This is a genomic window from Paenibacillus sp. TY11, from assembly GCF_059772165.1.
The window spans coordinates 15,024-30,646 of record NZ_JCBAIQ010000029.1; the positions used below are offsets into that span (position 1 = coordinate 15,024).

The 15,623-nt window shown below is 45.1% G+C and carries 26 protein-coding genes; all 26 read right to left on the reverse strand.

Going from position 1 to position 15,623, the window contains the following annotated elements:
* Positions 1-74: 74 nt before the first annotated feature.
* The 26 genes from secY to rpsL all read right to left on the reverse strand — a co-directional run bounded on the left by secY (position 75) and on the right by rpsL (position 15,499).
* The gene (gene secY, locus AC6EJC_RS23840) at positions 75-1,373 is read right to left on the reverse strand and encodes a preprotein translocase subunit SecY (RefSeq protein ID WP_061831397.1); all 1,299 of its coding nucleotides are present in this window, start codon (positions 1,371-1,373) and stop codon (positions 75-77) included.
* Positions 1,373-1,813 (reverse strand): 50S ribosomal protein L15, encoded by a 441-nt coding sequence (rplO, locus tag AC6EJC_RS23845; protein ID WP_013312149.1) that lies wholly within the window; start codon positions 1,811-1,813, stop codon positions 1,373-1,375. The genes secY and rplO overlap by 1 nt, the downstream gene beginning before the upstream one ends.
* Positions 1,814-1,856: 43 nt before the next feature.
* Positions 1,857-2,042, reverse strand: coding sequence for a 50S ribosomal protein L30 (rpmD, locus tag AC6EJC_RS23850; protein WP_013373260.1), 186 nt, complete (start codon positions 2,040-2,042; stop codon positions 1,857-1,859).
* A gap of 12 nt (positions 2,043-2,054) precedes the next feature.
* Positions 2,055-2,552, reverse strand: coding sequence for a 30S ribosomal protein S5 (gene rpsE / locus AC6EJC_RS23855; RefSeq protein ID WP_013312151.1), 498 nt, complete (start codon positions 2,550-2,552; stop codon positions 2,055-2,057).
* A gap of 27 nt (positions 2,553-2,579) precedes the next feature.
* Positions 2,580-2,948, reverse strand: a complete 369-nt coding sequence (gene rplR / locus AC6EJC_RS23860) for a 50S ribosomal protein L18 (protein WP_007432568.1) — start codon at positions 2,946-2,948, stop codon at positions 2,580-2,582.
* 115 nt (positions 2,949-3,063) lie between these two features.
* On the reverse strand, positions 3,064-3,606 hold the full coding sequence (gene rplF / locus AC6EJC_RS23865) for a 50S ribosomal protein L6 (protein WP_013312152.1): 543 nt from the start codon (positions 3,604-3,606) through the stop codon (positions 3,064-3,066).
* 33 nt (positions 3,607-3,639) lie between these two features.
* Positions 3,640-4,038, reverse strand: coding sequence for a 30S ribosomal protein S8 (rpsH, locus tag AC6EJC_RS23870; RefSeq protein ID WP_007432570.1), 399 nt, complete (start codon positions 4,036-4,038; stop codon positions 3,640-3,642).
* A gap of 32 nt (positions 4,039-4,070) precedes the next feature.
* On the reverse strand, positions 4,071-4,256 hold the full coding sequence (locus AC6EJC_RS23875; RefSeq protein WP_010348808.1) for a type Z 30S ribosomal protein S14: 186 nt from the start codon (positions 4,254-4,256) through the stop codon (positions 4,071-4,073).
* Between the two features lie 76 nt (positions 4,257-4,332).
* The gene (rplE, locus tag AC6EJC_RS23880; protein ID WP_007432571.1) at positions 4,333-4,878 is read right to left on the reverse strand and encodes a 50S ribosomal protein L5; all 546 of its coding nucleotides are present in this window, start codon (positions 4,876-4,878) and stop codon (positions 4,333-4,335) included.
* A 31-nt stretch (positions 4,879-4,909) separates the two neighbouring features.
* Complete coding sequence (gene rplX / locus AC6EJC_RS23885; RefSeq protein ID WP_444956088.1) at positions 4,910-5,263, reverse strand: 50S ribosomal protein L24; 354 nt, start codon at positions 5,261-5,263, stop codon at positions 4,910-4,912.
* Between the two features lie 36 nt (positions 5,264-5,299).
* On the reverse strand, positions 5,300-5,668 hold the full coding sequence (gene rplN, locus AC6EJC_RS23890) for a 50S ribosomal protein L14 (protein WP_007432573.1): 369 nt from the start codon (positions 5,666-5,668) through the stop codon (positions 5,300-5,302).
* A 34-nt stretch (positions 5,669-5,702) separates the two neighbouring features.
* Positions 5,703-5,966 (reverse strand): 30S ribosomal protein S17, encoded by a 264-nt coding sequence (rpsQ, locus tag AC6EJC_RS23895; protein WP_025685934.1) that lies wholly within the window; start codon positions 5,964-5,966, stop codon positions 5,703-5,705.
* 50 nt (positions 5,967-6,016) lie between these two features.
* The gene (rpmC, locus tag AC6EJC_RS23900; RefSeq protein WP_007432575.1) at positions 6,017-6,214 is read right to left on the reverse strand and encodes a 50S ribosomal protein L29; all 198 of its coding nucleotides are present in this window, start codon (positions 6,212-6,214) and stop codon (positions 6,017-6,019) included.
* Entirely contained in the window at positions 6,204-6,638 is a 435-nt protein-coding gene (gene rplP, locus AC6EJC_RS23905; protein ID WP_007432576.1) for a 50S ribosomal protein L16, read from the reverse strand. Before rplP ends, rpmC begins: the two co-directional genes overlap by 11 nt.
* A 2-nt stretch (positions 6,639-6,640) precedes the next feature.
* The gene (gene rpsC / locus AC6EJC_RS23910; RefSeq protein ID WP_013312156.1) at positions 6,641-7,306 is read right to left on the reverse strand and encodes a 30S ribosomal protein S3; all 666 of its coding nucleotides are present in this window, start codon (positions 7,304-7,306) and stop codon (positions 6,641-6,643) included.
* 13 nt (positions 7,307-7,319) lie between these two features.
* The gene (gene rplV / locus AC6EJC_RS23915; protein WP_013312157.1) at positions 7,320-7,652 is read right to left on the reverse strand and encodes a 50S ribosomal protein L22; all 333 of its coding nucleotides are present in this window, start codon (positions 7,650-7,652) and stop codon (positions 7,320-7,322) included.
* Positions 7,653-7,688: 36 nt separating this feature from the next.
* The gene (gene rpsS, locus AC6EJC_RS23920) at positions 7,689-7,967 is read right to left on the reverse strand and encodes a 30S ribosomal protein S19 (RefSeq protein ID WP_007432579.1); all 279 of its coding nucleotides are present in this window, start codon (positions 7,965-7,967) and stop codon (positions 7,689-7,691) included.
* A gap of 72 nt (positions 7,968-8,039) precedes the next feature.
* Entirely contained in the window at positions 8,040-8,870 is an 831-nt protein-coding gene (gene rplB, locus AC6EJC_RS23925; RefSeq protein ID WP_444956089.1) for a 50S ribosomal protein L2, read from the reverse strand.
* Positions 8,871-8,900: 30 nt separating this feature from the next.
* Positions 8,901-9,191, reverse strand: coding sequence for a 50S ribosomal protein L23 (gene rplW, locus AC6EJC_RS23930; protein ID WP_014278314.1), 291 nt, complete (start codon positions 9,189-9,191; stop codon positions 8,901-8,903).
* Positions 9,191-9,814 (reverse strand): 50S ribosomal protein L4, encoded by a 624-nt coding sequence (gene rplD / locus AC6EJC_RS23935; RefSeq protein ID WP_444956090.1) that lies wholly within the window; start codon positions 9,812-9,814, stop codon positions 9,191-9,193. The genes rplW and rplD overlap by 1 nt, the downstream gene beginning before the upstream one ends.
* Before the next feature lie 26 nt (positions 9,815-9,840).
* Positions 9,841-10,464: a 50S ribosomal protein L3 gene (rplC, locus tag AC6EJC_RS23940; protein WP_013312161.1), complete on the reverse strand. Its 624-nt coding sequence runs from the start codon at positions 10,462-10,464 to the stop codon at positions 9,841-9,843.
* A 32-nt stretch (positions 10,465-10,496) separates the two neighbouring features.
* Positions 10,497-10,805, reverse strand: a complete 309-nt coding sequence (gene rpsJ, locus AC6EJC_RS23945; protein ID WP_005544556.1) for a 30S ribosomal protein S10 — start codon at positions 10,803-10,805, stop codon at positions 10,497-10,499.
* A 339-nt stretch (positions 10,806-11,144) separates the two neighbouring features.
* Positions 11,145-12,335 (reverse strand): elongation factor Tu, encoded by a 1,191-nt coding sequence (gene tuf / locus AC6EJC_RS23950; protein ID WP_023990558.1) that lies wholly within the window; start codon positions 12,333-12,335, stop codon positions 11,145-11,147.
* Positions 12,336-12,429: 94 nt separating this feature from the next.
* Positions 12,430-14,508 carry an elongation factor G gene (gene fusA / locus AC6EJC_RS23955; protein ID WP_444956091.1) on the reverse strand — a complete coding sequence of 693 codons (2,079 nt, stop codon included), beginning with the start codon at positions 14,506-14,508 and terminating at the stop codon, positions 12,430-12,432.
* A gap of 47 nt (positions 14,509-14,555) precedes the next feature.
* A complete protein-coding gene (gene rpsG / locus AC6EJC_RS23960) occupies positions 14,556-15,026 on the reverse strand; it encodes a 30S ribosomal protein S7 (protein WP_007432586.1) in 471 nt (156 codons plus the stop codon).
* 50 nt (positions 15,027-15,076) lie between these two features.
* Positions 15,077-15,499 carry a 30S ribosomal protein S12 gene (rpsL, locus tag AC6EJC_RS23965; RefSeq protein ID WP_007432587.1) on the reverse strand — a complete coding sequence of 141 codons (423 nt, stop codon included), beginning with the start codon at positions 15,497-15,499 and terminating at the stop codon, positions 15,077-15,079.
* Between the last annotated feature and the right edge of the window lie 124 nt (positions 15,500-15,623).

The window sequence follows — 15,623 nt, forward strand, 5'->3', positions numbered from 1 at the left end:
AGACGACCCCTACACAAGAAACAGCACAAAAGGTGCCGGTAAGCATGCGAACATCCTAAGCCGGTACCTATTGCCTATTTGTTGATGAAGCCTTTGTAATGGCGTTTGATCAATTGGCTTTCGATTTGCTTCATCGTATCCAATGCTACACCGATAATGATGAGCAATGAAGTACCGCCAATTTGCACGGAACGAGGCAAACCCGAAAGCGAACCGAAGAATACCGGCAAAACGGATATGACTGCCAGAAACAAAGCTCCTGTCATTGTCAAACGTGACATTACTCGTGTCAGGTACTTCTCCGTGGCTTTACCCGGACGAATTCCCGGAATATAACCGCCGTTTTTCTTCATGTTGTCGGCCATTTGCTGCGGATTCATCTGTACAAAGGTATAGAAGAATGTGAAACCGATAATCATTACGACATACAAAACCATGCCCAGCGGCTTGTCATAATACAAGTAAGTGGTAATCCACTTAGCCCAAGCATGATCTGCCCAGAAACTCGCAATAATTGTCGGGAATTGCAGCAATGATACCGCAAAGATTACCGGAATAACGCCTGCCGCATTAATTTTCATCGGAATATGCGTATTCTGGCCACCGTACATTTTGTTGCCAACTACACGTTTCGCGTATTGTACCGGGATTTTCCGAATACCTTGCTGGATGTAGATAACACCAACAATAATCAGAACAATCACCAAGGCAATGATAATTGCCTTCAGAATATTCATAAACAGCTGATCTGCCTGAATAAACTGAGACTCTACAACCGTCCGAATATGTCTTGGAATACCTGCCGCAATTCCTGCGAAGATAACAATAGAGATACCATTGCCGATTCCCTTTTCGGTAATTTGCTCACCGAGCCACATAAGGAATGTAGTTCCTGCTGTAAGCACAATGGCAATGACCAGATAATCTGCAAAAGTGGCTCCTGGAATCATCGCTGCACCGTACAGTCGGTTAAAGCCGATCGACGTTCCGAATGCTTGAATCAAGCCCAGTATTACCGTACCATACCGCGTAATTTGAGCCAACTTCTTTTTACCATGCTCTCCTTGTTTAGCCCATTCCGCAAGTTTCGGAATCACGTCCATTGACAGCAACTGTACAATGATGGACGCTGTAATATATGGCATAATCCCGAGGGCGAAGATCGAAAACTGATACAATGCGCCCCCTGAGAAGGTGTTAAGGAGTCCAAACAACTCGCTTCCTGCCTGATCCTGAGAAGTAAAGACTTGCTTATTCACGCCGGGAACCGGCACGAAGGAGCCAATACGATATACAAAGAGTATAAACAGGGTGAACAGGATTCGGGTTCTAAGATCCTCAACCCGCCATATATTTTTCAGGGTCTTGAACATTAGATCACCTCGGTTTTACCGCCGGCAGCTTCAATTTTCTCTACCGCAGATTGAGAGAACTTGTTCGCTTTAACTGTCAATTTTACAGTGATTTCACCGTTACCCAGAATTTTAATTCCGGATTTCGCGTTTTTCACAATGCCATTGTTCAGCAAAAACTCAGGGCTTACTTCTGTACCCGCTGCAAAACTGTTCAAATCTTCGATATTCAAAACCGCATACTCTTTACGAGTAGGATTTACGAAACCGCGTTTAGGCAAGCGACGATACAGTGGGTTTTGACCACCCTCGAAGCCCGGACGTACACCACCGCCGGAACGAGCGTTTTGACCCTTATGACCACGACCAGAAGTTTTACCCGTACCGCTACTAGGACCACGACCCAAACGTTTACGTTCTTTGCGGGAGCCTGGAGCTGGGGAAAGCTCATGTAACTTCATCGTTCGTTGCACCTCCTTGATTATTGTTAAAATACTTTATTTCTTAAGCCTCGATTTCTTTAACAGAAACCAAATGGCTAACTTGATTAATCATCCCGCGAATAGCTGCATTGTCGGGTTGAACTACTTTATGGTTGATTTTACGCAAGCCGAGCGTTTTAACAGTCGTTCTCTGAGTACCAGGACGGCCGATCAACGAACGAACGAGGGTAATTTCTAATTTCGCCATGATATTCCCTCCTTAGCCCAGCAGCTCTTCGATGGATTTGCCGCGCAATTTTGCAACTTCTTCAGCGCGTTTCAAGCGGGACAAACCTTCCAAAGTCGCATTGACCATATTCATGGAATTCGAAGAACCCAAAGATTTTGTCAAGATATCACCTACACCAGCAAGTTCCAGTACAGCACGAACTGGACCACCAGCGATAACCCCAGTACCTTCCGATGCCGGTTTCAACAGAACCCGGCCAGCACCGAACTTACCTGTAACAAGGTGAGGAATTGTTGTGCCTACGAGTGGAACGTGAACCAGGTTTTTCTTAGCATCTTCAATACCTTTGCGAATCGCATCAGGTACTTCGCCAGCTTTACCGATTCCAGCGCCTACCCAGCCGTTGCCGTCGCCTACTACTACCAGAGCACTGAAGCTGAAACGGCGTCCGCCTTTGACAACTTTAGCTACACGATTAATATTTACTACTCTTTCAGTCAGTTCCAAAGTATTCGGATCTACACGCAAGTCGTTAACCTCCTTTTGAGAAATGTCTTAGAATTCAAGGCCAGCTTCGCGAGCTGCATCAGCCAAAGCTTGAATCCGTCCATGATACAAGTATCCACCACGGTCAAATACAATGTTAGCATGACCTTTTTCTTTCGCACGTTTAGCAACGAGTTCGCCAACCTTACGAGCTGCTTCTACACTACCGCCGTTTTTGATTTCGCTGCTCAGTTCTTTATCCATAGTAGATGCAGAAACCAATGTTACACCAGCTACATCATCAATCAGTTGTGCGTAGATATGTTTGGAAGAGCGGAATACGTTCAAACGAGGACGTACAGCCGTACCTTCGATTTTCTTACGTACACGCAGATGTCTTCTGACACGTGCTTTATTTTTATCTTGTTTTGTAATCATCTCAAGTTTTCACTCCCTTCAGTTTGCCTTTTAAAACTTTATACTAAGACGCACTGGGTAAAAAAGAAGTACGAAGTCTTTCCAGCAGAAAGACCGCACAAAGTCGGTAAGAAACTTATTTCTTCTTACCGGCTTTACCTTCTTTACGGATGATGCGCTCGCCTTCGTATTTAATCCCTTTACCTTTGTACGGTTCAGGTTCACGAACGGAACGAATTTTAGCAGCGTAGGCACCTACACGCTCTTTATCAATTCCGCGAACGATGATTTTAGTGTTCGAAGGAACTTCGAATTCGATGCCCGCTTCCGGTGTGATTTCAACCGGGTGAGAGTATCCAACGTTCAGAACGATTTTATCTCCGGATTTGCTTGCACGATATCCGACCCCAACCAGCTCCAGAGATTTTGAAAAGCCTTCAGTTACACCACTTACCATGTTGTTGACAACGCTGCGGGTTGTTCCATGCAAAGAGCGGTGAAGTTTGTTGTCCGAAGGACGAACTACATTAATTTCATTGTTTTCCACAGTAACGGACATGTCTTTATGAAGCTCACGAGTCAATGTTCCTTTAGGACCTTTAACTGTGATCGCTGTGTTGTTCAAAGTCACGTCAACACCACTTGGTACTGTGATTGGTTTACGACCAATACGGGACATATCTGTTGCACCTCCTATCTTTTAAACGTTATCTTACCAAACGTAGCAAACAACTTCTCCGCCGGCTTTGGACTGACGTGCTTCTTTGTCGGTCATGATACCTTTGGATGTTGAAATGATTGCGATCCCGAGTCCACCCAGTACGCGTGGAATCTCATTGCTCTTCGTGTAAACGCGAAGACCTGGTTTACTGATTCTTTTCAAACCTGTAATAACACGCTCGTTGTTCGCACCGTATTTCAAGAAAATACGGATGATCCCTTGTTTGCTATCTTCAACAAATTCCGCATCACGAATGAATCCTTCACGTTTCAGGATGTCGGCGATTTGTTTTTTCATTGTAGATGCAGGCATTTCTACTGTTTCGTGACGAACTGTGTTCGCGTTACGAATACGAGTAAGCATATCTGCAATTGGATCAGACATAGTCATTGTGTATAAACCTCCTTCCCAAACAGGACTTTTTACCAGCTTGCTTTTTTCACGCCAGGAATCTGGCCTTTATAAGCTAATTCACGGAAGCAAATTCTGCAGATCTTAAACTTTTGCAGTACCGAATGTGGACGACCACAACGTTCGCAACGAGTATAAGCACGAACTTTAAACTTTGGTGCGCGTTGTTGTTTGACTTTCATTGAAGTTTTTGCCACTTAGCCTGACACCTCCTAAATAGTTTCGGAGAACAGGGTGTCTTTTAAATCAGACGCCCGAAACGTTATGCCAACATTATTTCGCGAAAGGCATGCCCAGCTGAGTCAGAAGCTCACGGGACTCTTCGTCAGTCTTGGCAGTCGTTACGATAACGATGTCCATACCACGAACTTTATCAACTTGATCATACTCGATTTCCGGGAAGATCAACTGTTCTTTCAGACCAAGCGTGTAGTTACCACGTCCGTCGAAAGCTTTTGTTGATACACCATGGAAATCACGTACGCGAGGAAGAGTAATGTTGAACAATTTGTCCAAGAAATAATACATACGCTCGCCACGAAGTGTTACCTTTACACCGATCGGCATGTTTTCACGCAATTTAAAACCTGCAATAGATTTTTTTGCGCGAGTGATTACTGGTTTTTGACCAGCGATCAGCTGCATGTCGTTGAGAGCTGAATCAAGTACTTTGGAGTTTTGGACTGCGTCGCCAACACCCATGTTGATTACAACTTTCTCGATTTTAGGCACTTGCATCACTGTTGTATAGTTGAACTTCTGCATCAAAGCAGGAGTGATTTCTTTCAAGAAACGTTCTTTCATTCTTGTTGTTGCCATGAATCATATACCTCCTTTCTTCAAAAAATAATTAGTCGATCACTTCGCCAGAACGTTTTGCAATGCGCACTTTTTTTCCGTTGTCCAAAACTTTGTAACCAACACGGGTTACTTTTCCGCTCTTCGGATCAATGTGCATAACGTTGGAAACGTGAATCGGAGCTTCTTTCTCGATGATGCCGCCTTGTGGATTCAGCTGATTAGGCTTTTGGTGTTTTTTAATCATGTTAACACCTTCCACAAGCACACGGTTTTGACGAGGGTAAGCAGCGATAACGCGACCTTTTTTACCTTTATCTTTACCTGTAATCACCAGAACAGTGTCGTCTTTTTTGACGTGCAGCTTGTTGTTATGGGATTCCAGAACTTTTTTCATTTTTGGCATTTCGTACACCTCCTACGGGCACAATTTAAGGTGAATTTAGATCACTTCCGGAGCCAAGGAAACGATTTTCATGAAGTCCTTGTCACGAAGTTCGCGAGCAACTGGTCCGAAAATACGAGTACCACGTGGGCTCTTGTCTTCTTTAACGACCACTGCTGCGTTCTCGTCAAATCCGATGTAGGAACCGTCTTTACGGCGGATAGAACGTTTAGTGCGAACGACAACCGCTCTTACTACATCACCCTTTTTGACAACGCCGCCTGGTGTTGCTTGTTTTACGGAACAAACGATCAGGTCACCAATTTGAGCTGTACGACGTCCCGTACCACCGAGCACACGGATACACATCAGTTCCTTCGCGCCGGAATTGTCAGCTACAGTCAAACGTGTAAATGGTTGAATCATTTATTTATCCTCCTTTCGGAAAAACTACACTACATTAGATTATAACAGCTTTTTCAATGATTTCGACCAGTCTCCAGTTTTTGTCTTTGGACAAAGGGCGAGTTTCCATGATTTTAACAGTATCACCAATTTGTGCAGTGTTGTTTTCATCATGAGCTTTGAATTTCTTAGTTACTTTAATGCGTTTATGGTAGAGATCATGCTTTTTGTAGGTTTCTACAGCAATCACAATCGTTTTATCCATTTTGTCGCTGACTACTTTACCGACTAATACTTTACGGGCATTACGTTCGCTCATTGTTGGCCTCCTTCCTAATTACAGGCGGATTTCCCACCCGGTCTGATATCTTAGCTAATCCCAAGTTCTCTTTCACGGATCACAGTTTTAGCACGAGCAATTTCCTTACGCACAGCGCCGATCCGAGTCGGGTTATCAAGCTGACCGGTAGCGAGTTGAAAACGAAGGTTAAAAAGTTCTTCTTTAAAACCGGAGATCTTTTGTTCGATTTCAGCAGTGGTTAGGTTGCGGAATTCACTAGCCTTCATTTGCTTCACCACCCAATTCTTCACGTTTCACAAACTTAGTTTTGATTGGCAGTTTGTGAGCGGCAAGACGCATTGCTTCACGAGCAATCTCTTCCGGAACACCAGCAAGTTCGAACATAATCTTGCCTGGTTTCACTACTGCAACCCATTTTTCTACGTTACCTTTACCACTACCCATACGAACCTCAAGAGGCTTCTGAGTAATTGGTTTGTCAGGGAAAATTTTAATCCAAACCTTACCACCACGTTTGATGTAACGAGTCATCGCAATACGAGCAGCTTCGATTTGACGGTTAGTAATCCATGCAGGTTCAGTAGCTTGCAAACCGTACTCACCAAAGTTCAGTGTAGTACCGCCTTTTGCACGCCCCTTCATATGACCACGTTGTTGTTTACGATGTTTTACGCGTTTTGGTACCAACATGATTAGTTGCCTCCTTCCTGAGGAGCTTGTTTCTTAGCTGGAGGAAGAACTTCTCCACGATAGATCCATACTTTTACGCCAAGACGACCGTAAGTAGTATGAGCTTCCGCTGTACCGTAGTCAATGTCGGCACGAAGCGTATGCAGTGGAACAGTTCCTTCGCTGTACCCTTCGGAACGAGCGATTTCGGCACCGCCAAGACGTCCGCCTACTTGAGTTTTAATTCCTTTTGCTCCGGAACGCATAGTTCTTTGAATCGCTTGTTTCAAAGCACGACGGAAAGAAACACGACGTTCCAATTGTTGTGCAATGCTTTCAGCAACCAGGATTGCGTCCAGTTCAGGATTTTTAATTTCAGAAATATTGATGTGTACCTTTTTACCGCCTGCGATTTTAGTAATTTCATTACGCAGATTTTCAACTTCGGAACCACCCTTACCGATTACCATACCTGGTTTCGCAGTGTGAATCGTTACGTTGACACGGTTAGCTGCTCTCTCGATTTCAACACGGGATACAGCGGAGTCTTTCAATCTTTTCTTCAGATGTTCACGAATTCTAACGTCTTCCAGCAAAAGATCACCGAAATCTTTGCCTGCATACCATTTGGATTCCCAATCACGGATAATACCGATTCGGAGTCCGACGGGATTTACCTTTTGGCCCACACGTTTTCCCTCCTTATTTTTCAGATACCACCAGAGTAATATGACTGGTGCGTTTATTGATGCGGCTTGCACGACCCATTGCACGCGGGCGGAATCGTTTCATTGTAGGACCTTGGTTTACAAAAACCTGAGATACTACCAATTTATTTACGTCCAAAGAGTAGTTGTGATCTGCATTTGCAATCGCAGAATTCAACAATTTCTCAACGACTGGAGAAGCGGACTTCGGAGTGTGACGAAGAATTGCGATCGCCTCACCAACCTGCTTACCGCGAATCAAATCGATAACAAGTTTCACTTTGCGAGCAGAAATCCGCACGGATTTAGCATGTGCTTTTGCTTCCATTGAGTTTACCTCCTCTCAAACACTACGCTGTGTTGATTATCTTCTTGTTTTCTTATCGTCATCCGTATGGCCTTTGTACGTACGTGTTGGAGCGAATTCGCCCAATTTGTGTCCGACCATATCTTCCGTTACGTATACTGGCACGTGTTTACGACCATCATATACACCAAACGTGTGTCCGATAAATTGTGGGAAAATCGTAGAGCGACGGGACCAAGTTTTGATTACGACTTTTTTGTCCGACTCGTTCAAAACCTCTACTTTTTTCAACAGGTAACCATCAATGAATGGTCCTTTTTTGAGACTGCGACCCATTTATGAATCCTCCCTTCGTTAAAACGTAGTCGTTCCTTAATATGTTAACGTGCGACTTAAGCGCACGTTTTATTACTTAGTACGACGACGAACGATGTACTTATCAGATGCTTTACCTTTTTTACGTGTCTTGTAACCAAGGGTTGGTTTACCCCATGGAGACATTGGAGATTTACGTCCGATTGGAGCGCGACCTTCACCACCACCGTGTGGGTGATCGTTAGGGTTCATAACAACACCGCGAACTTCAGGACGTTGTCCCAACCAGCGACTACGACCGGCTTTACCGATTTTCACCAATTCATGGTCTTCGTTACCCACAGAACCGATTGTAGCGCGGCAAACTTTCAGAATGCGGCGAACTTCACCAGAAGTCAAGCGAATTGTAACATACTTTTCTTCTTTACCAAGAAGTTGGGCTTCCGTACCAGCGGCGCGAACGAGTTGGCCACCTTTACCCGGCTTCAATTCAATATTGTGGATAACCGTACCTACTGGAATGTTTTCCAATGGCAAGGAGTTACCGATTTTGATATCGGAACCTGCACCGGATACCACTTCGTCTCCTACTTTCAGACCTTTAGGAGCGATGATATAACGTTTTTCACCATCCACATAGTGGATAAGTGCGATGTTGGACGTACGGTTTGGATCATATTCGATCGTAGCAACGCGGCCCGGTATTCCATCTTTGTTACGTTTAAAGTCAACAATACGGTATTTACGTTTGTGTCCGCCGCCTTGATGACGAACTGTAATTTTACCTTGGTTGTTACGTCCAGCTTGCTTGCTCAGAGGTGCCAGCAACGATTTCTCGGGCTGATTAGTTGTAATCTCCTCGAAAGTAGATACAGACATAGCACGTCTGGCCGGGGACGTCGGTTTATACTTTTTAATTGGCACTGAGTTTCCCTCCTTACTTTACAGTTTCAATTATACCGTTTCAAAAAACTCAAGCGGCTTACTGTCTTTGCTCAGCGTTACGAACGCTTTTTTCCACTCGCTCGTATAGCCGGAATGACGTCCGTAGCGTTTTGGTTTTGCAGGAACACGAAGTGTATTTACGCTACTTACTTTCACGTTAAAAATCGCTTCGATTGCTTTTTTAACTTCGACTTTGTTAGAACGAATGTCAACCTCGAAAACATATTTCAAGTCATTCATCATACCAGCCGTACGTTCGGTGATAACCGGACGTTTGATAATATCACGAGGATCCTTCATTACGCGAGCACCTCCTCTACCTTCTGAACTGCTTCCTTCGTAATGATCAGTTTGTCGTGTCCGAGCACGTCAAGAACATTAATGCCGTCTGCGGCTACAAACTTCACACCAGGAATATTACGAGCGGACAGTGCCACATTATCATCATAGCTAGGAGCTACGATCAATGCTTTACGATCAGCTTTAAGGTTATTCAAAATGGCTGCGAATTCTTTCGTTTTAGGTCCGTTCAGTGTGAGAGCGTCCAATACGATGATTTCATTATCAATCACTTTGGATGACAGTGCCGATTTGATCGCCAGACGACGAACTTTCTTAGGCAATTTGTAAGCATAGCTGCGTGGAGTCGGACCGAATACAGTACCGCCACCAACCCATTGCGGTGCACGAATCGAACCTTGACGAGCGCGGCCAGTACCTTTTTGTTTCCAAGGTTTACGTCCGCCGCCACGTACTTCAGAACGTCCTTTTACTTTGTGAGTACCTTGACGCAGGGAAGCCAATTGCATAACAACAGCGTCATGAAGAACGTGTTTATTCGGCTCGATACCGAACACTGCGTCGTTCAATTCAATTTCGCCAACTTGGCTGCCGCTAATATTAAATAGTGCTACTTTTGGCATTTCGTGTTCCTCCTTTCTTCAGTTGTTTATTTTTTCACCGTTTCTAATACTTTAACGAAGCTGTTTTTAGGTCCTGGAATGGAGCCTTTCACGAGCAATACATTACGTTCTGTATCGATCTTAACAACTTCAAGGCGTTGGATCGTTACCGTTTCATGCCCCATGTGTCCTGGCAGGTGTTTACCTTTAGGAACGCGGTTAGCTTGAATGGAACCCATAGAACCTGGACCTCTGTGGTAACGCGAGCCGTGTGCCATTGGTCCGCGGCTTTGTCCCCAACGTTTGATAACGCCGGCAAAACCTTTACCCTTAGAAATACCTGTTACGTCAACAAACTCGCCTTCTGTGAAGACATCAGCCTTCAGTTCTTGGCCAACCTCGTACGCAGCAAGGTCGATGCCACGAAGTTCACGAACGTAGCGCTTAGGTGCAGTATTTGCTTTTTTCGCATGTCCTGCTTCAGGTTTATTGGATCTTTTTTCTTTTTTATCAGAGAAACCGAGTTGGATAGCTTCGTATCCATCGTTTTCTAGATCTTTCTTTTGCAGAACAACACAAGGACCCGCTTCGATAACCGTAACAGCAAGTACGTTACCTTCAGGGGTAAACACTTGAGTCATTCCGAGTTTTTTTCCTAAGATACCTTTCATGTTGACACCTCTTTTCTTTTCCTAATTACATATTACAATTTAATTTCGATATCTACACCGGACGGCAGGTCCAAGCGCATCAAGGCATCCACAGTTTGTGGAGTCGGGTTAACAATGTCGATCAAACGCTTGTGTGTGCGCATTTCGAATTGTTCCCGGGAATCCTTGTACTTGTGTACCGCACGAAGAATAGTAATGATTTGTTTTTCAGTTGGCAGCGGAATTGGCCCGGATACACCTGCGCCCGAACGTTTAGCTGTTTCAACAATTTTCTCAGCGGATTGATCAAGAATTCTATGATCGTAAGCTTTCAAACGAATACGAATTTTTTGCTTTGCCATTTTAGTCCCTCCTTCTATCGCCCAATTTGGTATCGGACATACTCCGTGAAAATTTTCCGACAGCCCTCCCATGGCAAAGGGGCCGGGTGTGTCAGTAACCTCTCACATCATCGCACAGTCACAAACAACATTAGTTATTATATCGAATAGTTCTGCCTATTGCAAGCAAAAACGAAAAAACAATGCATCTTATTTTCAAAAGATACAATTGCGCTCGCAGCTCGCGATTTTCCTCAAGAGAAAAGCCCCCGCACCAGGGCAGGGGCTCGTTTAGCTTCGTTCCAATACAATGTTACTCGTTCCAGTACACTGTTGCTCTTTTTAAAGGCTAAAGCCTTCTTATTTGGAGATTGTTGCTACGGCACCAGCGCCAACTGTACGTCCGCCTTCACGAATAGAGAACTTAGTTCCTTCTTCGATAGCGATCGGGTTAATCAGTTGAACAGTAACCGTGATGTTGTCACCAGGCATTACCATTTCGGAACCTTCTGGCAAAGTAATGATACCAGTTACGTCAGTTGTACGGAAGTAGAACTGTGGACGGTAACCAGTGAAGAAAGGTTTGTGACGTCCACCTTCTTCTTTAGTCAAAACGTAGATTTGAGCAGAGAATTCTGTATGTGGGTTAACAGAACCTGGTTTAGCCAATACTTGACCACGCTCGATTTGTGCACGATCTACACCGCGAAGCAGTGCGCCGATGTTGTCACCAGCTTGAGCGGAATCAAGCAATTTACGGAACATTTCTACGCCTGTTACTACGGATTTACGGGATTCTTCTTGAATACCGATGATTTCGATTTCGTCGCCCACTTTAACTGTACCACGCTCTACACGGCCTGTAGCAACTGTACCACGACCAGTGATGGAGAATACGTCCTCGACAGGCATAAGGAAAGGCTTGTCAGTGTCGCGTTCTGGAGTTGGGATGTAAGTGTCGATTGTTTCGAACATTTCAACGATTTTCTTAGCCCAGTCGCCATCTGGGTTTTGCAGTGCTTCACGAGCGGAACCGCGAGTGATTGGAGTGTCGTCGCCTGGGAAGTCATACTCGCTCAGCAAGTCGCGAACTTCCATTTCAACCAATTCCAGCAACTCTTCGTCTTCAACCATGTCGCATTTGTTCAGGAATACAACAATGTAAGGAACGCCTACTTGGCGGGACAACAGGATGTGTTCGCGAGTTTGCGGCATTGGGCCGTCAGCTGCGGATACAACCAGAATCGCTCCGTCCATTTGTGCAGCGCCAGTGATCATGTTTTTAACATAGTCGGCGTGACCTGGGCAGTCAACGTGTGCATAGTGACGGTTAGGTGTTTCATATTCCACGTGTGCAGTGGAGATTGTGATACCGCGTTCGCGCTCTTCTGGAGCTTTATCGATTTGATCGAATGCTACAGCAGCACCACCGTAAGTTTTGGACAATACAGTTGTGATTGCAGCAGTCAAAGTAGTTTTACCATGATCGACGTGACCAATAGTACCGATATTAACGTGCGGTTTGTTACGTTCAAACTTAGCCTTTGCCATTTGAACAATTCCTCCTCAATAACTTGTTTTTATTTAGGCTGCCGGATGCTATTTAGAAAAAACCTTAAGCATACCGGTCAGCTGATACATTGTATTACTCGCCGCCTTTGGTTTTGGCAACGATCTCTTCAGCAATGCTCTTCGGAACTTCTTCATAGTGAGAAAGCTCCATGGAGAACACGCCGCGTCCTTGTGTACCGGAGCGAAGTGTAGTCGAGTATCCGAACATTTCGGACAAAGGCACCTTCGCACGAATGATTTGAGCTCCACTACGGGAATCCATACCTTCAATCCGACCACGACGGGAGTTCAACATACCCATTACGTCACCCATGTATTCCTCAGGAACCGTTACTTCAACTTTCATAATCGGCTCAAGCAATACAGGTTTACATTTGTCTTTCGCTGCTTTCAGCGCCATTGATCCGGCAATTTTAAATGCCATTTCATTGGAATCGACATCATGGTATGATCCGTCCACGATTGTAGCTTTAACGTCCACAAGCGGGAAGCCTGCGATAACGCCGTTTTTCATTTGTTCCTCAATACCAGCAAGAGCAGGTGCGATGTACTCTCTAGGAACAGAGCCGCCGACTACCTTACTTTCGAATTGGCTACCAGTACCTGGCTCGAGTGGTTCGAACTCAACCCATACATGACCATATTGACCACGACCACCGGACTGACGAACGAATTTACCTTCGACACGTGCTGGAGCACGGAACGTTTCACGGTAAGCAACCTGTGGTTTACCCACATTGGTTTCTACCTTGAACTCACGACGCATACGGTCAATGATGATGTCCAAGTGAAGCTCACCCATACCCGCCAAGATGGTTTGACCTGTTTCTTCGTTAGTATGAGCGCGAAGAGTTGGATCCTCTTCAGTCAACTTACCGAGAGCTACAGACATTTTATCTTGGTCAGCTTTGGTTTTAGGCTCAACCGCGATTTCGATAACCGGATCAGGGAAATTCATGGACTCGAGAATAACAGGACTCTTCTCATCACACAGTGTATCACCTGTACCTGTATCTTTCAAACCTACGGCAGCCGCAATATCACCAGAGTAAACTACAGTGATTTCTTGACGACTGTTCGCATGCATTTGAAGAATACGTCCGATACGTTCGCGTTTACCTTTTGTTGCATTCAATACGTATGAACCGGATTGAAGAACACCGGAGTATACGCGGAAGAATGTCAACTTACCAACGTAAGGATCCGTCATGATTTTGAAAGCCAATGCAGAGAATGGCTCTTCATCGGAAGAGTGACGTTCAACTTCCGTACCGTCTTCCAAGTGCCCTTGAATGCTTGGCACGTCAACAGGAGCCGGCAAATAGTCGATAACAGCATCCAGCATCAACTGAACACCTTTATTGCGGTAAGAAGATCCGCAGATAACAGGGAAGATCTTAACATCGACAACACCTTTACGGAGAGCAGATTTGATTTCGGCAACCGAAATTTCTTCGCCTTCCAGGTATTTCATTGTCAGTTCTTCGTCCAGTTCAGCAACCTTCTCAATCAATTCATTACGGAGTTCTTCAACCTGATCTTTGAATTCCGCAGGAACTTCTACTTCTTCGATATCTTGACCAAGATCATCTTTGTACATATGAGCTTTTTGTTCAACGATATCGATAATACCAGTAAAATCATTTTCTGCGCCGATTGGCAATTGAATCGCAACTGCGTTCGCTTGAAGGCGATCACGCATGTCGGAGACAACATTCAGGAAGTCGGCACCAATGATATCCATTTTGTTTACATATGCGATCCGTGGAACGCCGTAGCGATCAGCCTGTCTCCATACGGTTTCGGACTGAGGCTCAACGCCTTCTTTCGCACTGAAAACACCAACTGCTCCGTCCAATACACGAAGGGAACGTTCAACTTCAACAGTGAAGTCAACGTGCCCCGGGGTGTCGATGATATTGACGCGGTGACCTTTCCAGGCAGCGGTCGTCGCAGCGGAAGTAATCGTGATTCCGCGCTCTTGTTCTTGTTCCATCCAGTCCATTGTCGCAGCGCCTTCGTGAACTTCACCGATTTTGTGCGTACGGCCTGTGTAGAACAAGATCCGCTCTGTTGTTGTGGTTTTACCCGCGTCAATATGAGCCATGATCCCGATATTACGTGTATTTTTCAAGGAGAACTCTCTAGCCATGAAATGGGTCTCCCTTCAAAATTGAAGTTATTTTTTTGAGCTGAATCCTACCAACGATAGTGAGCAAACGCTTTGTTCGCTTCAGCCATTTTGTGCGTGTCTTCACGTTTTTTCACGGAAGCGCCTGTGTTGTTGGAAGCATCGATAATTTCAGCCGCCAAACGCTCTTCCATGGTTTTCTCACCGCGGTTGCGGGAGTAGTTTACGAGCCAACGTAATCCCAGGGACGTACGTCTTTCTGGTTTTACCTCGATTGGTACTTGGTAGTTGGCACCGCCGACACGGCGTGCTTTAACTTCCAGGACTGGCATGATATTCTTGATAGCTGCTTCAAAAACTTCCATCGGGTCATTCCCCGTACGTTCTTGGATAAGCTTGAACGCATTGTACAGAATGCTTTGAGCAACGCCTCGTTTTCCGTCGAGCATGATGCGGTTGATCAAGCGGGTAACCAACTTGCTGTTATATACCGGATCTGGCAACACGTCTCTTTTGGTAACTGGACCTTTGCGTGGCATGGATATCCCCCTTTCTTACATGTTAAACCGACATATGCGGTTTATATTCATTAGGATTTTTTAGCTTTAGGGCGTTTTGCGCCGTATTTGGAACGAGCTTGCATGCGGTTATTTACGCCTGCAGTATCCAAAGCACCGCGAACGATATGGTAACGCACACCCGGAAGGTCTTTTACACGACCGCCACGAATCAGCACTACGCTGTGTTCTTGAAGGTTATGTCCAATACCTGGAATGTAAGCAGTCACCTCTACACGGTTCGTCAAGCGAACACGAGCATATTTACGAAGTGCGGAGTTTGGTTTTTTCGGAGTCATAGTACCTACACGAGTGCACACTCCGCGTTTTTGCGGGGCACTGATGTCGGTAGCTTCACGTTTCAAGGCATTGAAACCTTTTTGCAAAGCCGGTGATTTCGATTTCTCGATTTTGGCTTGACGTCCTTTACGAACCAGTTGGTTAATAGTTGGCATGTTGGTTGCCACCCCCTTCCTCAATTTTTGCTGTTACTTTACAAACCTTATCTAAGCCCACAGACCCAGGCGGTTCATAAAAGAACAAATGAAAAGTCTTTGCCGCCAAGAATAACAATTCCCT

What these genes read in the sequence shown, in the direction of transcription:
- secY (WP_061831397.1), bottom strand. Translation starts at nt 1,373, where the DNA reads ATGTTCAAGACCCTGAAAAATATATGGCGGGTTGAGGATCTTAGAACC.
- rplO (WP_013312149.1), bottom strand. Translation starts at nt 1,813, where the DNA reads ATGAAGTTACATGAGCTTTCCCCAGCTCCAGGCTCCCGCAAAGAACGT.
- rpmD (WP_013373260.1), bottom strand. Translation starts at nt 2,042, where the DNA reads ATGGCGAAATTAGAAATTACCCTCGTTCGTTCGTTGATCGGCCGTCCT.
- rplR (WP_007432568.1), bottom strand. Translation starts at nt 2,948, where the DNA reads ATGATTACAAAACAAGATAAAAATAAAGCACGTGTCAGAAGACATCTG.
- rplF (WP_013312152.1), bottom strand. Translation starts at nt 3,606, where the DNA reads ATGTCCCGTATTGGTCGTAAACCAATCACAGTACCAAGTGGTGTTGAC.
- rpsH (WP_007432570.1), bottom strand. Translation starts at nt 4,038, where the DNA reads ATGACTATGTCTGATCCAATTGCAGATATGCTTACTCGTATTCGTAAC.
- rplE (WP_007432571.1), bottom strand. Translation starts at nt 4,878, where the DNA reads ATGGCAACAACAAGAATGAAAGAACGTTTCTTGAAAGAAATCACTCCT.
- rplX (WP_444956088.1), bottom strand. Translation starts at nt 5,263, where the DNA reads ATGCCAAAAATGAAAAAAGTTCTGGAATCCCATAACAACAAGCTGCAC.
- rplN (WP_007432573.1), bottom strand. Translation starts at nt 5,668, where the DNA reads ATGATTCAACCATTTACACGTTTGACTGTAGCTGACAATTCCGGCGCG.
- rpsQ (WP_025685934.1), bottom strand. Translation starts at nt 5,966, where the DNA reads ATGAGCGAACGTAATGCCCGTAAAGTATTAGTCGGTAAAGTAGTCAGC.
- rpmC (WP_007432575.1), bottom strand. Translation starts at nt 6,214, where the DNA reads ATGAAGGCTAGTGAATTCCGCAACCTAACCACTGCTGAAATCGAACAA.
- rplP (WP_007432576.1), bottom strand. Translation starts at nt 6,638, where the DNA reads ATGTTGGTACCAAAACGCGTAAAACATCGTAAACAACAACGTGGTCAT.
- rplV (WP_013312157.1), bottom strand. Translation starts at nt 7,652, where the DNA reads ATGGAAGCAAAAGCACATGCTAAATCCGTGCGGATTTCTGCTCGCAAA.
- rpsS (WP_007432579.1), bottom strand. Translation starts at nt 7,967, where the DNA reads ATGGGTCGCAGTCTCAAAAAAGGACCATTCATTGATGGTTACCTGTTG.
- rplW (WP_014278314.1), bottom strand. Translation starts at nt 9,191, where the DNA reads ATGAAGGATCCTCGTGATATTATCAAACGTCCGGTTATCACCGAACGT.
- rplD (WP_444956090.1), bottom strand. Translation starts at nt 9,814, where the DNA reads ATGCCAAAAGTAGCACTATTTAATATTAGCGGCAGCCAAGTTGGCGAA.
- rplC (WP_013312161.1), bottom strand. Translation starts at nt 10,464, where the DNA reads ATGAAAGGTATCTTAGGAAAAAAACTCGGAATGACTCAAGTGTTTACC.
- rpsJ (WP_005544556.1), bottom strand. Translation starts at nt 10,805, where the DNA reads ATGGCAAAGCAAAAAATTCGTATTCGTTTGAAAGCTTACGATCATAGA.
- tuf (WP_023990558.1), bottom strand. Translation starts at nt 12,335, where the DNA reads ATGGCAAAGGCTAAGTTTGAACGTAACAAACCGCACGTTAATATCGGT.
- fusA (WP_444956091.1), bottom strand. Translation starts at nt 14,508, where the DNA reads ATGGCTAGAGAGTTCTCCTTGAAAAATACACGTAATATCGGGATCATG.
- rpsG (WP_007432586.1), bottom strand. Translation starts at nt 15,026, where the DNA reads ATGCCACGCAAAGGTCCAGTTACCAAAAGAGACGTGTTGCCAGATCCG.
- rpsL (WP_007432587.1), bottom strand. Translation starts at nt 15,499, where the DNA reads ATGCCAACTATTAACCAACTGGTTCGTAAAGGACGTCAAGCCAAAATC.